The organism is Flavihumibacter sp. ZG627, assembly GCF_000814325.1.
Taxonomy (GTDB): Bacteria; Bacteroidota; Bacteroidia; order Chitinophagales; family Chitinophagaceae; genus Flavihumibacter.
The window spans coordinates 152,270-170,234 of sequence record NZ_JPHF01000002.1; the positions used below are offsets into that span (position 1 = coordinate 152,270).

General features: G+C 44.7%; 17 protein-coding genes. 14 read left to right on the forward strand and 3 right to left on the reverse strand.

The features are described 5' to 3' along the window. Positions 1-117: 117 nt before the first annotated feature. A complete protein-coding gene (locus HY58_RS04045; RefSeq protein WP_039128394.1) occupies positions 118-1,110 on the reverse strand; it encodes an acyltransferase in 993 nt (330 codons plus the stop codon). A 52-nt stretch (positions 1,111-1,162) separates the two neighbouring features. Between HY58_RS04045 and HY58_RS04050 the strand changes: the two genes are divergently transcribed. From HY58_RS04050 to bioB, 4 genes are read left to right on the forward strand one after another with little or no spacing between them, the layout of a single operon-like run. After that, positions 1,163-1,633, forward strand: coding sequence for a hypothetical protein (locus HY58_RS04050; RefSeq protein ID WP_039128397.1), 471 nt, complete (start codon positions 1,163-1,165; stop codon positions 1,631-1,633). Between the two features lie 9 nt (positions 1,634-1,642). Further along, positions 1,643-2,476 carry a UbiA family prenyltransferase gene (locus HY58_RS04055; RefSeq protein ID WP_039128400.1) on the forward strand — a complete coding sequence of 278 codons (834 nt, stop codon included), beginning with the start codon at positions 1,643-1,645 and terminating at the stop codon, positions 2,474-2,476. 31 nt (positions 2,477-2,507) lie between these two features. Further along, positions 2,508-3,623, forward strand: coding sequence for a M42 family metallopeptidase (locus HY58_RS04060; RefSeq protein WP_039128404.1), 1,116 nt, complete (start codon positions 2,508-2,510; stop codon positions 3,621-3,623). An 11-nt stretch (positions 3,624-3,634) separates the two neighbouring features. Beyond that, a complete protein-coding gene (bioB, locus tag HY58_RS04065) occupies positions 3,635-4,603 on the forward strand; it encodes a biotin synthase BioB (RefSeq protein WP_039128407.1) in 969 nt (322 codons plus the stop codon). Here the strand turns inward: bioB and porQ are convergent. Both porQ and lon read right to left on the reverse strand, forming a co-directional pair. Then, positions 4,581-5,579 carry a type IX secretion system protein PorQ gene (gene porQ / locus HY58_RS04070; RefSeq protein ID WP_039128410.1) on the reverse strand — a complete coding sequence of 333 codons (999 nt, stop codon included), beginning with the start codon at positions 5,577-5,579 and terminating at the stop codon, positions 4,581-4,583. The two genes, bioB and porQ, sit on opposite strands and share 23 nt — an antisense overlap. Before the next feature lie 160 nt (positions 5,580-5,739). Beyond that, on the reverse strand, positions 5,740-8,145 hold the full coding sequence (lon, locus tag HY58_RS04075; RefSeq protein ID WP_039128413.1) for an endopeptidase La: 2,406 nt from the start codon (positions 8,143-8,145) through the stop codon (positions 5,740-5,742). Positions 8,146-8,326: 181 nt separating this feature from the next. On the opposite strand from lon, the gene HY58_RS04080 reads away from it, so the two are divergent. From HY58_RS04080 to HY58_RS04125, 10 genes are all read left to right on the forward strand, one after another. Further along, entirely contained in the window at positions 8,327-9,139 is an 813-nt protein-coding gene (locus HY58_RS04080) for a purine-nucleoside phosphorylase (protein ID WP_039129619.1), read from the forward strand. A gap of 2 nt (positions 9,140-9,141) precedes the next feature. Next, positions 9,142-11,151, forward strand: coding sequence for a putative porin (locus HY58_RS04085; protein WP_039128416.1), 2,010 nt, complete (start codon positions 9,142-9,144; stop codon positions 11,149-11,151). A gap of 66 nt (positions 11,152-11,217) precedes the next feature. Beyond that, positions 11,218-11,622, forward strand: coding sequence for a hypothetical protein (locus HY58_RS04090; RefSeq protein ID WP_039128420.1), 405 nt, complete (start codon positions 11,218-11,220; stop codon positions 11,620-11,622). Positions 11,623-11,688: 66 nt separating this feature from the next. Continuing rightward, positions 11,689-12,150: a heavy-metal-associated domain-containing protein gene (locus tag HY58_RS19305; protein ID WP_216593771.1), complete on the forward strand. Its 462-nt coding sequence runs from the start codon at positions 11,689-11,691 to the stop codon at positions 12,148-12,150. Between the two features lie 17 nt (positions 12,151-12,167). Beyond that, complete coding sequence (locus HY58_RS04100) at positions 12,168-12,713, forward strand: heavy-metal-associated domain-containing protein (RefSeq protein WP_039128423.1); 546 nt, start codon at positions 12,168-12,170, stop codon at positions 12,711-12,713. A gap of 123 nt (positions 12,714-12,836) precedes the next feature. Further along, a complete protein-coding gene (locus tag HY58_RS04105) occupies positions 12,837-13,241 on the forward strand; it encodes a peroxiredoxin (protein ID WP_172644596.1) in 405 nt (134 codons plus the stop codon). A 4-nt stretch (positions 13,242-13,245) separates the two neighbouring features. Beyond that, entirely contained in the window at positions 13,246-14,064 is an 819-nt protein-coding gene (locus HY58_RS04110; RefSeq protein ID WP_039128429.1) for a hypothetical protein, read from the forward strand. 61 nt (positions 14,065-14,125) lie between these two features. Then, positions 14,126-15,208: a hypothetical protein gene (locus HY58_RS04115; RefSeq protein ID WP_039128432.1), complete on the forward strand. Its 1,083-nt coding sequence runs from the start codon at positions 14,126-14,128 to the stop codon at positions 15,206-15,208. An 8-nt stretch (positions 15,209-15,216) separates the two neighbouring features. Then, positions 15,217-16,668 carry a gluconokinase gene (locus tag HY58_RS04120; protein WP_052323828.1) on the forward strand — a complete coding sequence of 484 codons (1,452 nt, stop codon included), beginning with the start codon at positions 15,217-15,219 and terminating at the stop codon, positions 16,666-16,668. Then, the gene (locus tag HY58_RS04125; RefSeq protein ID WP_039128435.1) at positions 16,656-17,963 is read left to right on the forward strand and encodes a gluconate:H+ symporter; all 1,308 of its coding nucleotides are present in this window, start codon (positions 16,656-16,658) and stop codon (positions 17,961-17,963) included. Before HY58_RS04120 ends, HY58_RS04125 begins: the two co-directional genes overlap by 13 nt. The last annotated feature ends 2 nt before the right edge of the window (positions 17,964-17,965 follow it).

Sequence of the window (17,965 nt, forward strand, 5' to 3'; positions counted from 1 at the left end):
CCCGGTTCGGTGGTTGGTAAGCATAATGCAGTAAGATCTGGTCAATCAGATGGTCACAAAACCTCTGTACCATAGACTACCTCTGTAATTATAATGCTGCTTAGCGACAAACTTTTTTTATTGCACCAGTTGGCTGCAGCCACGGATATCTGAATTATCCATCCGCCCCAGCACTTCAAATCCCCCATTTGGATGGATTCTGCCCCTGTCGTCGGTGGCAAGAAAACTGCAGGAATCAATATTGGCCAGGTCAATAATATTAATGACCCCGCTTATTTTATCTCCGAAACCTGATAGAAGCTGGAGGGGGTCATCCTCCTCCCTTAAAAGGATCTTCATCCAGGGGGGACAAAAAAACAGCCCGTCATCCCCTGCATATGCCTGCGACAGGAGTTCCGTCATCCCATATTCACTATGGATCGGGCAACCCGGAAATCCGGACTGAATCTGTTCATGTAGCTCCTGACGGGTCAATTCCTTCCTTCTGCCCTTCATCCCCCCCGTCTCCATGATGGTGGTATGCCTGAGATCCATAGGATATTCTGCAGCAAAGTCAAGCAAAGCAAAACTTACCCCGAATAAGAGGGTTTTTTGGGATGCCCTTTCCATTTGGTCAAGAGTTGAATGCAATGAACCATGATCATAAAGATAAAATCCTGATGACTTGTGACCAGAGAGTTTGATCAGGTGGTCTACCATATACACCAGGCTTGAATGCTGCCTTTCCAGGTAGGAGGGAAGCAAACCAAGGATACACCAGTCTGTCACTTCACCATAAAATTGCCTGAAACAGCGGTTAAAACTTTCTTCATAAAGCTCCAATCCCTTTATATAATGCCGGCTGTTTACAGATCCGGTGGTACCGCTGCTTTCAAACCAGGTGACCGGCTTAAAATTACCAGTCCTGATTTCATGCGTTTTAAAAAAACTGATTGGCAGAAAGGGGATATCCGCAATGCTTTGAACCTTCCCGGGATATCGCCCCAACTGATCACAGAACAACCTGTAAAGCGGGTTGTTATGGTATTGATACTGGAATACCTCTAATGCAAGCGATTCAATACCAATCGACTCTACGTTGAAAATTTTATGAATCAATTCGCTTCGCATGTTAGGTTAATCAGCTTGTTGTTGATAAATTCGTTCACAAGATAGCTCGTATATGATAAGGAAACTGGCACCTATAGTCGCGATCCTGGTAACGCTGATCGCCTGCAGCAAAGATAAATTCCAAACAGAACCATCCCTGGAAGTTAAAAGCCATTCAGAGGTGGTTGCAGTACAGAGCAGCTTTACTGTAAGCCTTGAGTTTACAGATAAAGAAGGTGACCTTTCCGGTGCCGGTGATTCTACTTTATGGTATAAAGCTGAACTGCTAAATACCAGGAGGCTCTCCCAGGGCGTTCCCCGTGAATATTTCGACGGCTATGCACCCCTCCCTGAGTTCCCCGATAAAAGCTCGGGAGAGATACAGTTCAGGCTTGAATACCGTGATTTCTACAAAGAAATTGATGAACGCAGGGAAGGCTTTGATAAAAACGATACCATCCGCATTCGTTTCGCAGTTAAGGACAGGGCCGGAAACCTCAGCGATACTGCAATTACGGGTAATATAGTACTGCTGGGACAGTAGATTTGCAGCATGAAAAAGCTGGTAGATTTCCTGCTTTTCGGAGCTATATTCATTGCTGTTTGCGCAGTTGCACTCTGTATGGAAACCAACTGGCTACTCGGCATCCCCCTCAACCATTGGTCTTTTTACCTCCTGGTTTTCGGAGCTACACTTGTTCAATACAATCTTCATTATTTTTTCAAGCAACCAACAGGTTTCACCTCCGCCCGTGATGAGTGGAGCATCAGGAACAGGACCACCCAGAAAGCATTATTGGTTACCGGAGCCATATGCATCGTAACCAGCTTATGGTGGTTGCAAACCCGGCATTTTGGCGTATTGATTGTTCTGGCGCTCATTGCATCTCTGTATTCTCTTCCCTTATTACCATTTGGAAAAAGAAGACTTAAAGAGTATGGCTACCTCAAAATATTTCTCCTTACGCTGGAGTGGACCTTAGTAACTGTATGGTTTCCGGTTGACCAGTTGGCACAGGATCCTACCAGTTACTGGCTGGTATTCAGCCGACGATTTATTTTTATGTTTATCCTCTGTTTACTTTTTGATATCCGTGATATGAATTCCGACCGGGCTGCTAATATTAAAACATTGCCTGTTCAACTCGGACTTCGCCGGACCTACCTGCTCGCTAATATTTCCCTGCTGGCCTTTGTGCTGCTTTCAGCCTGGCAATTGATCCGACAGGGTGAATTTGTGTTTTTTCATGCTATGCTGCTATCGGCAGCCTGTACATGGGTTATGATTACACAAACCAAAAAATTAAACAACGACTATGTTTATTTGGCGGGTGTGGATGGAATGATGCTATTACAGGCAATACTTGTGGGAATCGGAACCATCTAGTCTTTATCTTTGGTCGCAAAATAGTTAGGATATGGCCAAAAGCAAAGCAGTTAAAAAATCTCCCAGCATACTAACCGAATCTTCACACCAATTTTTACGTGAGTACCTCAATACGCCTTCACCAGTTGGATTTGAAACGGGTGGGCAGAAGGTTTGGCTCAATTACATCAAACCATTTGTTGATACACATTTCGTGGATCCATATGGAACTGTTGTAGGCGTAATTAATCCGGATGCTCCTTTCAAAGTTGTGATCGAAGCACATGCCGATGAAATCAGCTGGTTCGTCAATTATATAACCCCTGAAGGTTTGCTTTACCTGAAGCGAAATGGGGGAGTAGATCACCAGATTGCCCCATCTCAACGGGTTTTTATTCATGGTAAAAAGGGTGCTGTTAAAGCTGTGTTTGGATGGCCCGCTATTCATACCCGCCTTTCTAACAGTGACCAGAAAGAACCTGTAGCTAAAGTGGATAATCTTTTCCTGGATTGTGGCGCAAGATCAAAAAAAGAAGTGGAAGATCTTGGCATACACGTGGGTGCTGTGGTTACCTACCAGGATGGATTTGATGAGCTGGCTAACGATTACTATATAGCAAGGGCTTTTGATAACCGCATTGGGGGATTCATGATTGCCGAAGTAGCAAGGTTGCTGAAAGAAAATAAAAAGAAACTGCCATTCGGATTATATGTTGTGAATGCCGTTCAGGAAGAGATCGGTTTGCGCGGAGCAGAAATGATAGCCCGCAGAATAAAACCGGATATCGCAATCATCACTGATGTAACCCATGATACATCAACGCCTATGATCAGTAAGATCATCGAAGGTGATGTGGTTTGCGGGAAAGGCCCTTCTCCAACTTATGGTCCGGCCGTACATAATAAACTGCTTGCACTCGTACAGGATGTTGCAGAAAAAGCGGCTATCCCCCTGCAGATGCGTACGGTGAGCAGGAGTACAGGAACAGATACCGATTCATTTGCCTATGCCAATGACGGTTGCCCCTCTGTTCTTATTTCCATTCCCTTACGTTATATGCATACCACCGTTGAAATGTTGCATAAGAATGATATTGAACAGACCATCAGGCTTATGTATGAAACTTTATTGACCCTTAGTCCCAAGACCAATCTCCAATATCTATAAATCAGAAACCGATGATCAGAACTGACTGGACCAAAGAAGAAATCACCAGCATCTATAATACACCTTTGCTGGAACTTATTTATAAGGCGGCTACCCTTCACCGTGAATACCAGGATACCGCGGAAGTACAGGTATGCACTCTCTTATCTATTAAAACCGGCGGTTGTTCTGAGGATTGTTCCTACTGTCCGCAGGCTGCCCGCTACAATACCGGCGTTGATGTTCAGGCCCTCATGAAAACGGAAGACGTATTGGATTATGCCCGGAAAGCCAGTGAAGCAGGTTCAACACGTTTTTGTATGGGAGCGGCATGGAGAGAGGTGCGCGATAACCGTGATTTCGACAGGGTGATCGAAATGGTTAAAGGCGTAAACCAACTGGGCATGGAAGTTTGTTGCACCATGGGTATGTTAACCGAAGAGCAGGCAAAAAAATTACATGATGCGGGACTTTATGCATACAACCATAACCTGGATACGTCCGAAGAACATTATAGTGATATCATCACAACACGCACTTATGATGATCGCCTTCGCACGCTGAGTAATGTTCGCAAAGCAGGCATCAGTGTATGCAGTGGCGGAATAATTGGTCTGGGCGAAACACATGAAGACCGTATCGGAATGCTGCATACCCTTAGCACACTGCCTTCACATCCCGAATCGGTTCCTATCAATGCATTGGTTCCTGTAGCCGGTACACCTTTACAGCATAATAAGAAAGTAGATATATGGGATATGGTTCGCATGATTGCAACTGCCCGTATCCTTATGCCCGCAACCATGGTCAGACTAAGCGCAGGACGCAATGAGATGAGCATTGCCGAGCAGGCACTTTGCTTTATGGCAGGAGCCAATTCTATTTTCGCAGGTGATAAATTACTCACTACGCCAAACCCATCTTTCGATGATGACAATTTGATGTTCCAATTGCTGGGACTAACAGCCAGGGAGGCATTTAAGGAAGAGATCGGCTGTTAGAGGCGAAGTTCAGTGCAACACAAAAAACATTCCAGGCCTGCTGGTTGCTGATATTGCTTCTGGCGTATCGAATGGCAATACGAGGTAATAATACTCCTATGCCCATGGAGAAACCTGTGAGTCCATTTGATCTATTCGCAATCCGCAGCTCCTGGCGTCGTAAATGGTTATAGGCGGCGGTGAGTTCTATTTTGTCCGCAATAAAAAATTGAGTGGCGAATATAAAATGCTGGAATACCTGGTCAACAGTTCCATTACTGTCGGCCTTGAATAAAATAAGGCGGTGCAACTCACGTGCCGTTAGTGAAAACTGCAGGGGCGCTTTGGCAAGTCGCCTGGTAAATCCCAATTGCAGGTCAAAAGGAAGATTATCCTTGCCTTCACCGGTATAGGATCGTAATTGAATACCCATATTTTTCATAACCAGTCCAAACTGTAACTGGCGGCTGCTATCAAAATAATTCACACCTATATCCATTGCTATAGCAGAAGAGCGATACTGTCCATAATTAGATCCTATATACTTGATACCGGCCCCATAAAACCATCGGCTGGCATATTGCCTGGAACCATAAACTGTTGCAACAAAATCCCTGGCCCTGAAACTTCCCGTTTCATTGCCTCCTGCATCAGTGGATACAAGATCACCATAACTAAAGTACTGAATACCCCCACCAATATTTGTGGCCAGTTTTTCCTGATGAAAACCACCTGTCAGAACAAGGTTACGTATGCCGGGGCCAATACTGGAGAAATTGGCCGAAAGTTGCTGGTGCATCCCTGTTCTCAGCAAAGCCGGGTTCTGCAAACCAGTGGAAATTTCATTACTGATCACACTAACCTGCTCTCCGCCAAGGGCCGTGTTTAATGCACCCGCCGGAATGCGGAGAAAATTATAAACAGCATCACCCCCGGCCGACTGGGCCTGCAGATATATGGAAATAATCAGAAGGGTTATTATTAGCCCTGGCCTCATAAGGTTCGCCGTTTGAAGCGGAAAAGTAAAGAAAAATCCCCCATTGAGATGGGGGATCTATTAACCCTTAAAACAACCAACATGAAAAAATTCAATTCATATTTTATTACAAAATAATTGTTGGTTTGTTTAAAATATTTAATGTTAAAACCTAACATTTTTATGGAACCAGTGCAAGTTCCAGAACCTGCTGCATGGTCTTTACATAATGGAACTTTATTCCCTTGATGAAACTGGCATCTATCTCCTCAACATCTTTTTCATTTTGCCAGCAGAGAACGATTTCCTTCAACCCGGCTCTTTTCGCCGCCAGCACTTTTTCTTTTATTCCACCCACTGGCAGAACCTGCCCGCGAAGGGTAATTTCACCGGTCATGGCAAGATATGGTTTTACCTTACGCCCGGTAAATGCTGAGGCGAGGGCCGACAGCATGGTTACACCGGCACTTGGACCATCCTTTGGAACAGCACCTTCAGGTACATGGATATGTATATTCTTTTTCTGGAACATTTCCGGATCAATGCCCATCTTACGGGCATTTGCCTGCAGATAGGTGAGGGCGGTACTGGCACTTTCCTTCATCACATTGCCAAGGTTTCCTGTAAGCCTTAATTCACCCTTGCCATCCGATAAGGTGGTCTCAATAAATAGTATATCCCCGCCAACATAGGTCCAGGCCAAACCAACCGCAACCCCCGCCATATTCGCGGTTTTATAGATCTCATTGCTATACCTGCTCCTGCCAAGGATCTTCTCTACATCATGAATATTCAGAGCAGCTTTAACCTTTCCGTTTGTGGCATATTCCTTGGCCATGGCACGCATTATTGAAGCTAACTGGCGGTCAAGTTCCCTTACCCCACTTTCCCTTGTATAATCTTCAATGATCTTCTCCAGCACTTTATCAGATATCCGGAAGTTGATCTTTGAGAGGCCGTGTGCTTCCTTTTGTTTTGGAACCAGGTGTCTGCGGGCTATTTCTACTTTCTCCTCAACCGCATAACCGCTAAGGTCAATGATCTCCAGGCGGTCGCGAAGGGCTGGCTGTATATTGCCAACATTATTTGCGGTGGCTATGAACAATACCTTGCTGAGGTCATACTCCAGCTCAAGGTAATTGTCGTAAAAGCTGTTATTCTGTTCAGGATCCAGCACCTCCAGTAAAGCAGAGGAGGGATCTCCACGCTGGTCGGCACCCACTTTATCGATCTCATCCAGTATCATAACAGGATTGGACGTTTTGGTCTTCCGGATCTGCTGCAATATTCTACCCGGCATTGCGCCGATATAAGTTTTACGGTGGCCCCTGATCTCACTTTCATCGTGTAACCCTCCCAAACTCAGACGCACATATTTTCGGCCAATGGCACTGGCAATACTGCGACCCAATGAAGTCTTGCCTATACCCGGAGGTCCCACAAAGCAAAGAATCGGACTTTTCATGTCGCCCTTAAGTTTCAGGACAGCTATATATTCAAGAATTCTTTCCTTGATCTTATCCATTCCATAATGGTCATGATCCAGAACTTCCTTTGCATGAACCAGGTCATACGAGTCTTCCGTGTAATCGCCCCAGGGAAGGTCAAGCATTAGATCCAAATGGTTGTAAACAACAGAATAATCTGGCGTAGAAGGGTGCATCCGCTCCAGTTTCTCTATTCCTTTCTGGAACATATCCTTTGCTGCAGCACTCCATTTTTTCTGCTCTGCTTTTTTCTTCATCTCCTTTATCTCCAGTTCATTGGTATCACCTCCTAATTCTTCCTTGATACTCTTCATCTGCTGCTGAAGAAAATACTCCCGCTGCTGTTTATCCAGCTCTGTTTTTGTTTTGTTGGTCAGTTTGTTTTTTAACTCTGCAAACTGGAGCTCACGTTGTAAAAGTTTCATCAGCAGTTCTGCTCTCTCACGGATATCATTGGTCTGGAGGATGAGTTGCTTTTCTCCCAGCTCTGTATTGAGATTACTGCTAACGAAATGTATCAGGAAGGAGGGATGCTCAATATTCTTCAAAATGATACCCGCCTCTGATGGCATGTTAGGAGACAGTTGTATGATCTGTGTTGCCAGATCTTTTATATTTGAAATATAGGCAGCAAAATCCTCATCTTCCGGTGGTGCCGGCTCTTCCAGTAATTCAACTCTTGCGCGGAAAAAAGGATCATTGGAAGTGAACTCCCTTAGCTGAAACCTTCTCTTACCCTGGATGATAACAGTAGTGCCACCATCAGGCATTTTGATAAGCTTAACAATTTTTGCAACGGTACCGGTTGATTCAAGATCTACAGTTGTAGGATCTTCAATATTACTGTCTTTCTGTGCCAGCACACCTACCAGTTTATCAGCTTTGTATGCTTCATTAACAGCCTTTATACTTTTATCGCGGCCAACCGTAATTGGTAAAACAACACCTGGGAACAGAACAGTGTTGCGCAGAGGTAATATGGGCAGATCCTCCGGTACTACAAGATCCTGGCTATCGTCTGTATCGTGTTCATTCAGGGGAATGATGGGAATAAAATCCATTTCGTCTTCCGGCTTCAAATAAAATGTCGATTGGTACATAATCGTCTGTTGATATGACAAAATAACACTTCCGGTTGCGTATTTGCAATGGCGTAAGTGGAAGGCTATATAGTCAAGTATGGTGCCATGGCAGTAAAATGACCAGAATTGGCGGGAAAGGGCAGGTTCAATCCTTATATTTGCGCCTGCCTTTAGGCGGCTAAATCTTTAAATGACAGCTATGATGAACAGACTGGATGAGACGGTCCAATATATACGCTCCCGTTATGACCACGCACCCGTGGTAGGAATTGTGCTGGGAAGCGGGCTGGGAAACCTGGTGGCAGAAATGAAAGTAGAAGCAGAGATTCCCTACAAAGACCTGCCTCATTTTCCTGTATCTACCGTTGAAGGTCACAGGGGCCGGCTACTTTTTGGTGAACTCTCAGGTAAAAAAGTTGTGGCCATGGCCGGCAGGTTTCATTTTTATGAAGGCTACTCCGCCAGTGATGTTGCTTACCCCATCCGGGTAATGAAATTATTAGGTGTCAGTACACTACTCATCAGTAATGCCGCCGGTGGTATGAATGGTGATTTCAAAGTGGGCGACCTCATGATTATTCGTGACCAGATCAGCCTCTTCACCGTAAATCCGCTTATTGGTAAAAATGAAGACGCACTTGGTCCGCGTTTTCCCGACATGAGCGAACCCTACAATAAAGACCTGATCAAAAAAGCAAGATCCATTGCAAAAGAGCTAAAGATACCTGTGCATAAAGGTGTTTATGCTGGCGTAACCGGACCTACTTTTGAAACAAGGGCTGAATACAAAATGTTACAGGTGCTGGGAGCCGATGCGGTTGGAATGAGTACTGTACAGGAAGTGATCGTTGCCAGGCATATGGGTGTTAACGTATTCGCCATCAGCGTGATCACAGACCTTGGTATCAGGGAAGAAGAAAACATCATCACACACCAGGAAGTACTTGAAGCCGCCGCTGCCGCTGAGCCAAAACTGACAGCCATCTTTAAAGAACTGGTGAAAGCACTCTGATCTTGAAAAATAGCGTTTATATATACCTGTTGCTGCTGCTGTTCCTGTCCCTTGAGCTGACTGCACAAAACCCTATGCGCCGGATTCCGGGAATGAGCGGTATTGGCAGGGGGGGCTCACAAGGGCAGGACAGTCTGAAAAGGCGCGACAGTTCTGAAGACTCCATCACTATCCGGTTCCGTTACCTCGATACTTCCAGACTTAATATGCTGGATTCCTCTATAACGGACTTCCGTAAACGATTCCCCATCCCCGTCGATTATGCCTTCCTGGGTAACCTGGGCCAGGCCGCAAGGCCATATGGATTTGCCCCAAGAATGGAAAGCGGCTGGGACCATGGCTTTCATGCCTTCGACATATATAAATACAAGCCAGAAAATGTTCGCTTCTTCCAAACCACCAGGCCATATTCAGAACTGGGTTATCTCTTAGGAAGTAACGCTGAACAATCAATACACCTCCTTCACACCCAAAACATTCAGCCCAACTGGAATTTTGCTTTACAGTATGGACTAATTAATGCACCCGGACTTTTCAAAAACCAGAATACCAATCATAACCGATACCTCTTCAATACCGATTATCATTCCAATAACCGGCGCTATAACCTTTATTTTATGGTGCTGAGTAATTCAATGCAGGCTAATGAAAACGGGGGGATCAAGAACAATGAGAACTATCTTGACAATGTGACAACATATGAACAGCGTGTGACCATTCCTGTTAACCTCGGCGATTATGTGCAGGCGGGCCAAAGTTTCCTCAACAGCAGTCTGAACACCGGTAATAAGCAACGCAGTACCAGTATGATGCTGCGTCAGCAATATGACCTTGGAAAACGTGATTCCATTGTAACCGATTCAAATGTTGTTCAGTTGTTCTACCCTAAGTTCAGGATGGAGTATAATCTTAATTATAGCACCTATAAATTCAGGTATTATGATTCCAATCCCGATACTCCTTTCTACACCACACGCTATGATTTCCTGGTGACACCTGCTTCTGATTTTTCCATAGAGGAGAGATGGTCTGAAGTGATCAATGATTTTTCGCTCTACAGTTTCCCGGATTCAAAGAATCCACAGCAATTTTTAAAGGCAGGTTTATCTGTACAAAACCTGACAGGGCAGTTTGATGATGGTAAACGACGTTTTTATAACTTGTTCGGGCATGGCGAATACAGGAATAAAACGAGGAATAAGAAATGGGATATCGAAGCATATGGTAAGCTATATTTTGCCGGACTGAATAATGGAGATTTTAATGCAAGTGGAAGCCTGAAGAGGTATATCAGTAAAAACATTGGCTATGCACAATTGGGATTGCAGAATGTAAACCGGACTCCATCCTATATCTATGAAACGGCCAGTAGTTTCAGTTTTGGGAACCAGCCTGGTTTCAACAAAGAAAACACTACCAGGGTATTTGGATCGCTGGAAAATGATCTTAAGCGTTGGCGCGTTGGAGGAAGCTATTACCTGGTGAGTAACTATACATTCTTCCGCGACTTCTATAAAGCCGATCAGGCATCCGGTCTTTTCAATGTAGTTCAGGTTGATGCCGAAAAAACCTTCCGGCTGAGCAAAACACTGCACTGGTTGGCAAGGGTACAATTGAACCAGAGAATAGGAGATGGCCCCGTTAACCTGCCACTATTATTTACATTCCACCAGTTTGGTTTTACCAGCAGTCTTGGTTTCAAAAACCTGTTATTGTCAACGGGTATAGAAGCCCGTTACCATACTGCCTATAAAGCCGCTGGATACTCACCTTTGCAAAGCCAGTTCTTTTACCAGGATGAAGAAGAGATCAGGCTCGAACTTCCCGATGTGGCAGCCTATCTGAATTTCAGGATCCGTGGATTTGCCGCTTATTTGAGGGCGGAAAATCTCAACACGGCAAGGATTATTGATGGCAGTTTTGGATTCACCAATCATAATCTCGCTGCTCCAAATTATCCATATCCAGGTCTGCAGATCAGGCTCGGTATATTCTGGAGTTTTGTCAACTAAGCGAATTAACCAGCTTTTTAACAGCCAATACTTTGATATCCCGAATTTGCTATTAATTTTGCACCAGTGAAGAAAATTCTCGCCATATCAATTGGGATACTTTACCTGGCTGTTTCCAGCGGACTACTGCTGGAAGTACATCATTGCATGGGTCGTATTGCCGATGCGGGCTTCACATTCATTACTTCCAACGAACAAGACGCTTGTGGTAATTGCGGGATGGATGTAACAGATGGTAAGAACCATTGCTGTAAGGATGAGTATAAACTTTTAAAGATCAGTGCCGACCAGAAAGCATCCTCCTTACAATTTACTGTGGATGCGCCTGTGGTCAGTTTTGCACCTTTATTAGTGCCAGAAGAATATATTCCTGTTCCCCGGGAAACGGCTTCGAAACCCTATATGGCTAATCCGCCACCTGGCGCCTTACCAACATCAATCCAAAGTCTTCTTTGCGTTTTCAGGATTTGATAATGATAGCACGCCTCTCCGGCATGTTGAACCTGTTTTTATTTATCATTATCAAAAATTAAAGTCATGAAAACGCTTTCATTATTCACCACTATATTATTTGTTCTTTTTTCTTCCGTTTCCTTTGGCCAGTCAAAATCTTCCAACAGCGAGAATATAAAAGTTTGGGGCAATTGCGGTATGTGTAAGAAAACAATTGAAACAGCCGCAAAATCTGCCGGCGCATCCAAGGCCAGCTGGAATGACGAAACCCAGATTCTCGCTGTAAGCTATAAAGGAAAGAAGACCAGTTCTGATAAGATCCAGCAGGCCATTGCAGCAGCCGGATATGATACAGAAAAGTTTAGCGCCGATGATAAAGTCTATGATAACCTTCATGGATGCTGCAAGTATGACCGTAAGGAAACATCTTCAGTAACCCCTGCAAAGCAATCCTGTTGCACTGATTCAGCCTGTACCAACTGCAATCATGATGACTGCGGAAAAGACAAACAGGCATGTAAGGAGAAGGGTTGTTGCAAATCATAATCACAAAATCAGAAAAAATGAAAAAGATCATATTACTGGCAGCAATAGTGCTGTCGGCCATAGCAGCTAATGCGCAATTCTCTAAGGCTAATCTACAGGCAAGTGGACTAACCTGTGCTTTGTGTACAAAAGCAATTAATAAGTCATTGGAAAAACTACCATTTGTAGAATCCATCACTGTGGATATCAAATCTTCCAATTTTGAAATCCTTTTTAAAAAGGACCAGCCGGTTGATATTGATGCCCTTCGCAAAGGTGTTGAAGATGCGGGATTTTCAGTTGCACTGCTAAAACTGAAAGGTGAATTCAACAATGTTGAATTAAAAAAGGATTCTCACCATATCATTAATGGTGTTACTTACCACTTCCTCGCAGCAGGAAAAGGAAATCTTTCAGGCGAGCAGGAGATAACCATCGTAGATAAAAATTTTCTGCCAGCGAAAGCATTCAAAAAATATAGTTCATCAACTAAAATGAGCTGTGTTCAAACGGGTAAAGCGGGCGACTGCTGTACTGCTGAGGGTATTGATGCCGGTACCCGAATTTATCATGTGATCATCTAAAATAAGTTCCGTTCCGGTAATATCAATTGCCGGAACGGCATTCGTATTATGAGAAATATTTTATTAATTATTATAGCCTTTTTGGTGTACTCTTCAGTGAATGCACAACCGAAAATAGGCACTATGGCTCCTGAAATTTCCATCCCTGACACAACCGGCCAAACCCGCAGTTTATCTTCCTTGCAGGGCAGGGTTGTATTAGTTGATTTCTGGGCAAGTTGGTGTGCACCCTGTCGCAAGAGCAATCGCTCAATCGGATCCATCTACAATAAATATCACCAGAAAGGTTTTGAGATTCTCGGGATCAGTCTAGATACCGATATTAAAGCCTGGCAAAAAGCCATACGCGCCGACCGTATAAATTGGCTGCAGGTTCAGGAACCCGGTGGCTGGGATGCTCCCACCGCATTGGCATGGGGTATTGAACAATTGCCCGCTGCCTGGTTATTGGATAAGCAGGGGAGGGTCATTTCCATTGATCCCACCCATGAGGAACTAGAAAAATATTTGCAGCAAGCTTTAAAATAATGGCATGAATAAGGTTCTATTGTTATTCGGATGGATGCTGATTTTTACTGCATCCCTCCGTTCACAGGAATTATATGTTTTTTCTGACCCGGCGTCAAATGTTCCGGCACGCTCACTCAGTGCAAAGCTGACTGCCCGCTTAGCCGACAATGAAGAATCAGGCAAACTGGCGCAGCGTTATATGCCCGAGTTAATGGCAGGCATCAGTAAAAACATTATGCTTAGGGCAAGCACAACATTCTCTGATTTCTATTCGGATAATCTGAAATGGGAATCGGCAAAGGCTTACCTGAAATGGAGGTTTTATTCTAAAGACGGCATCCATAATCATTTCCGTATGGCAGCATTTGCTGATGGGTCCTATTCCCGCAATAACATGGTTTATGAAGAAATGAATCTTGATGGTGATAATAGTGGTGTTCAGGCCGGCCTTATTGCTACCCAGCTCGTTAACAAACTTGCAGTTTCCGGTACAGCATCATTAATGGTGCTTACAGATAAGGAGCCGGCTCTTCATCATGGGCGCGAATATGAAAGATCTGCGCTGAATTATAGTCTCTCAGCAGGTTACCTGCTCTTTCCCCGCGAATATGAGAGCTACGACCAGGTTAACTTAAACCTATACCTTGAATTCTTGGGAATGAAGGGCTTAGAAGCTGGAATGTACTATACTGACATTGCTCCTTCTGTACAGCTGATCTTCAACAGTGCCACAAAACTTAACCTGGGTGCACGCTTTCAGGCATCTGGAAATATGAGCAGGATCGCACGCAATAACTACTTCCTCAGTCTTGAGACCACCTTCCTTAATGTTTTCAGGTGATGGAGCCAGTAGAATAATTCGAAGGATTCAGCGTTATAGGCCTAGCCAAATTGTCCATTTTATGAAAAACCTATGGTTGATAGGCATAGCGCTGTTCAACACAGTAGCCCTGCAAGCCCAGAGTACAGATCTCGACCGGTTTAGTTTTACCGTTTCATACCGCGACCTTCCGCGCCTCCCGATCGATTCTTCTTATCATACCTATGATTTTAAACTCGAAACGGGACCGCTGATGAAACTCGGGCTTCAACAGGAAAGGCCGGAAGAAAGCCTGGTCATCGAAGGCTGGAGACAGTTAGAAAATGATGGCCATATTACTGTGGAGTTGAAAATGGAAGACCTGATCATTCTTAAATCGGATATAGTTCAGTGTGAGGAAATCAAAAAGGATAAGAATGGAAATATTACCGGGAAGCGTTTGTGGTATGCCCCGGTGCTTACTTATAATTATGCAGCCCGAGTTTTGATCAAAGATCATCGCGGAAAGCAGTTGCAACAATACCAGTTAATGTCACGTGAAAGCCAGCACCAGTATAAAGGACTGGAAACCGGAATTCGTTCTGAAGCTGCCAATATTTTCCTGAATATTATGGTGCTGAGTACGCAACTAAGTCGTGATGTACTTATGGGTACCATCAACCGACTTTCCTATAACCTTACCGACCAGTATGGTTATGCCGAGCGCAGGGTATCAGACCAGGTTTGGATACTCGATAGCCGGAAACATCCTGAATATGATGATTTCAGGGCTAATTGGGCTACAATAAAGAATGCACTTTTCAGGCTTAACCCGAACGATCCCGTTGATGATGTTCGTAAGGAGGTAAAGCCTGCTATTGCCTATTTCGAAAAGATCCGGAAGCAGTATAGCGGTCGTGGTAAGAGCCATCGGAAATTGCGTTATGCTTCCCATTACCTGCTGGCAAAACTCTACTACTATCTCGACGATCCTGATATGGCCATTAAAGAAGCAACCGACCTGGTGCTGAATGATTATGACAGCAGGGACGGTCGTTCACTGGAGGCCGCTGCCGCAGCGCTCAAACAACAATTATTACAAAACAAACGCACCACCCGGCATTTCCCCCTTGATGTATATGCGCTGGAAGGTCCTCGCAGGGAAATCTTATATTCGGGACAGTAAATCTGTCTATGCAATATTTCGCCGGTGTTGATATCGGTACAACCCATACCAAACTACTTGTTTGTGATGAGCGCCTTCACCTGGTTTATCAATCCAAACGGGGATATACTAAAGGAGCCGGCGCCATATTGGATGCCCCGGAAATTCTTGATGCAGTAAAGCAATTGCTTTCTGAAGCAGGAGAATCGCTGTCATTATTTCAAAAGGAGCTTACTGTATGCTTTAGTTCGGCAATGCATAGCATCATGCTGGTTGACGATAATAACCATCCCATCACTCCTTTGTATACATGGGCGGATAATAGTGCTGCACCTATAATCCAGGATTTAAAGGCTAACGTGTTGGCGCAGGGTCTATTCGAAGAAACCGGCACACCCATTCATCCCATGTCGCCACTTTGTAAACTGGCATGGATCAATCATACCGATCCAACCCAACTTTCCCGAACCGGTAAATGCACCGGCATCAAGGAGTATATATGGTTTCACCTCACCGGTGAATGGGAAACTGATCATAGCATTGCTTCCGCAACCGGAATGTTTTCTACCCGGTCGCGTCAATGGTATGGTCCGGCTTTAACACTGGCTGGAATTCGCAAAGACCAGTTACCAGAACCCGTTCCGGTGGAATTTTGCCGGCAAGGTAATTCAGCAATACATGGCTTGCCCTTTACACATATCAAATGGGTGATTGGAGGGAGTGACGGAGGGATGGCACAACTTGGCAGCAATGCGCTTAAAAGGGGAGAAGCTGCCTTAACCATAGGAACCAGCGGTGCCATCAGGGTGGCGCATAGTGAACTCAGCAAAAACCATTCATCCCAACTATTTACCTACATTCTTGATGAGCAATTTTACATAACAGGTGCTGCTACAAATAATGGTGGTATTGTATTGCAATGGTGGGAAGAAAAGGTTATGAAGGGTGATCGCAATGCTGCGACCGTTATAAGTTCTTTCATTGAGATGGCCTCTGCAGTACCGCCGGGTGCTGATGGAATGATCTGTGTGCCATGGTTTGGTGGAGAAAGAGCTCCTGTTTGGGATGCGGGTGCAACAGGAATATTTTCGGGTATAAGTATAAATCATCGGCAGGAACATTTTAAAAGAGCTATCCTGGAAGGAATCGGATATTCTTTTCGCCTTTTGCTACATCACCTGGAAACTGCCACAGGTAATATCCATACCATCCATGCCAGTGGTGGTTTTACCGCCAATAAGTGGTGGGTACAACTTATGGCTGATATACTCGACAGAAAACTGGTTGTTCCTTCCAGAGAAGCAGATGCATCAGCCATGGGCGCTATTGCAACAGGAATGAGATCGCAAAAAATCATTGTAGATTATGATGCATTCTTTTCTCTTTTGAAGGGTGAAATGGAAGAGTTTATCCCCAATGCACAAACGAAATCTATATACAATTCCAATTACCAGCAATTTCTTCGCTTATGTCATTCCTGATAATAATTGCAGCTATCGCTGTTCTCCTTTTCCTGACAATAAAAAAGGTCAGCCCTTTTATTGCTCTTTTACTGGTGACCCTTATGGTTGGATTTTTATATGGGCTCCCATTCCCAAAACTGATGAAAGCTGTTCAGGATGGCGTGGGTTCAACGCTGGGTAGTATGGCCCTTATTCTCTGCCTGGGAGCCATGCAGGGACGCATACTTGAAAAGTCAGGTGCAGCAACTGTTATCAGCCAGTCATTGATGAAAACCTTCGGGAAAGACCATCTTCAATGGGCTGTTTTATTGATGGGCTTCCTGGTGGGTATTCCACTTTTTTACAATGCCGGTTTTGTGATCCTTGTTCCATTTGTTTTTACCATTGCTGCAAGTGCAGGAGTTCCGCTGCTTTATGTGGCCATGCCCATGGCGGCATCCTTATCTGTTACGCATGGTTTTCTTCCTCCTCATCCTGGTCCGGTTGCGCTGGCGGCCATATTCAAGGCTTCCATTGGTAAGACCATACTTTACGGAATGATGGTAGCATTGCCATTGGTCTGGATCGCAGGTGTATTGTTCGGAAAGAGATTCCGTCACCGCGGACCTATGGTTACTGAAGAGATTACTGCAACCACTGATACAGCTGGTCTGCCAACTGCCCGCGCCAGTATCTGGATCGCCCTCTTGCCGGTTTTATTAATTGCCATCCCCGCAGCACTCATAAATATTGTTCCTGCCGATAACCCTGTTTACCCTTTTTTAATGGCCATTGGAGAACCCGTTCTGGCCATGCTTATCGCTGCCTTACTTGCAGGTTATTGGCTCGGAATCCGAAAGGGTATGAATATGGCAACCCTGATGGGCCACTATGGCTCCGCAATAGAAAGCATTGCGGTCATTATGATGGTTATTGCGGCCGGAGGGGCTTTCAAGCAGGTGCTTACAGAAAGTGGCGTGGCAAATGAAGTTGCATCACTTGTGGCACGATATGAATTTCCTCCCCTGGTGGCAGGTTGGCTGGTTGCAGCAGCTATAAGAGTGATGATAGGATCTGCAACTGTATCAGCCCTTACTGCTGCCGGTATTGTTGCACCTATTGTTCAGGCCGGTGGGGTATCGCCCGAATGGATGGTTCTCTCTGTTGGAGCCGGGAGCCTTTTCTTTTCTCATGTAAACGATACAGGATTCTGGATGTTCAAGGAATACTTCAGACTTACGGTCAAAGAAACACTTTTGTCATGGACCATCATGGAAACGATCGTGTCAATTGGTGGGCTGCTGCTTGTGTTACTTTATGCAGCACTAATGTGAGA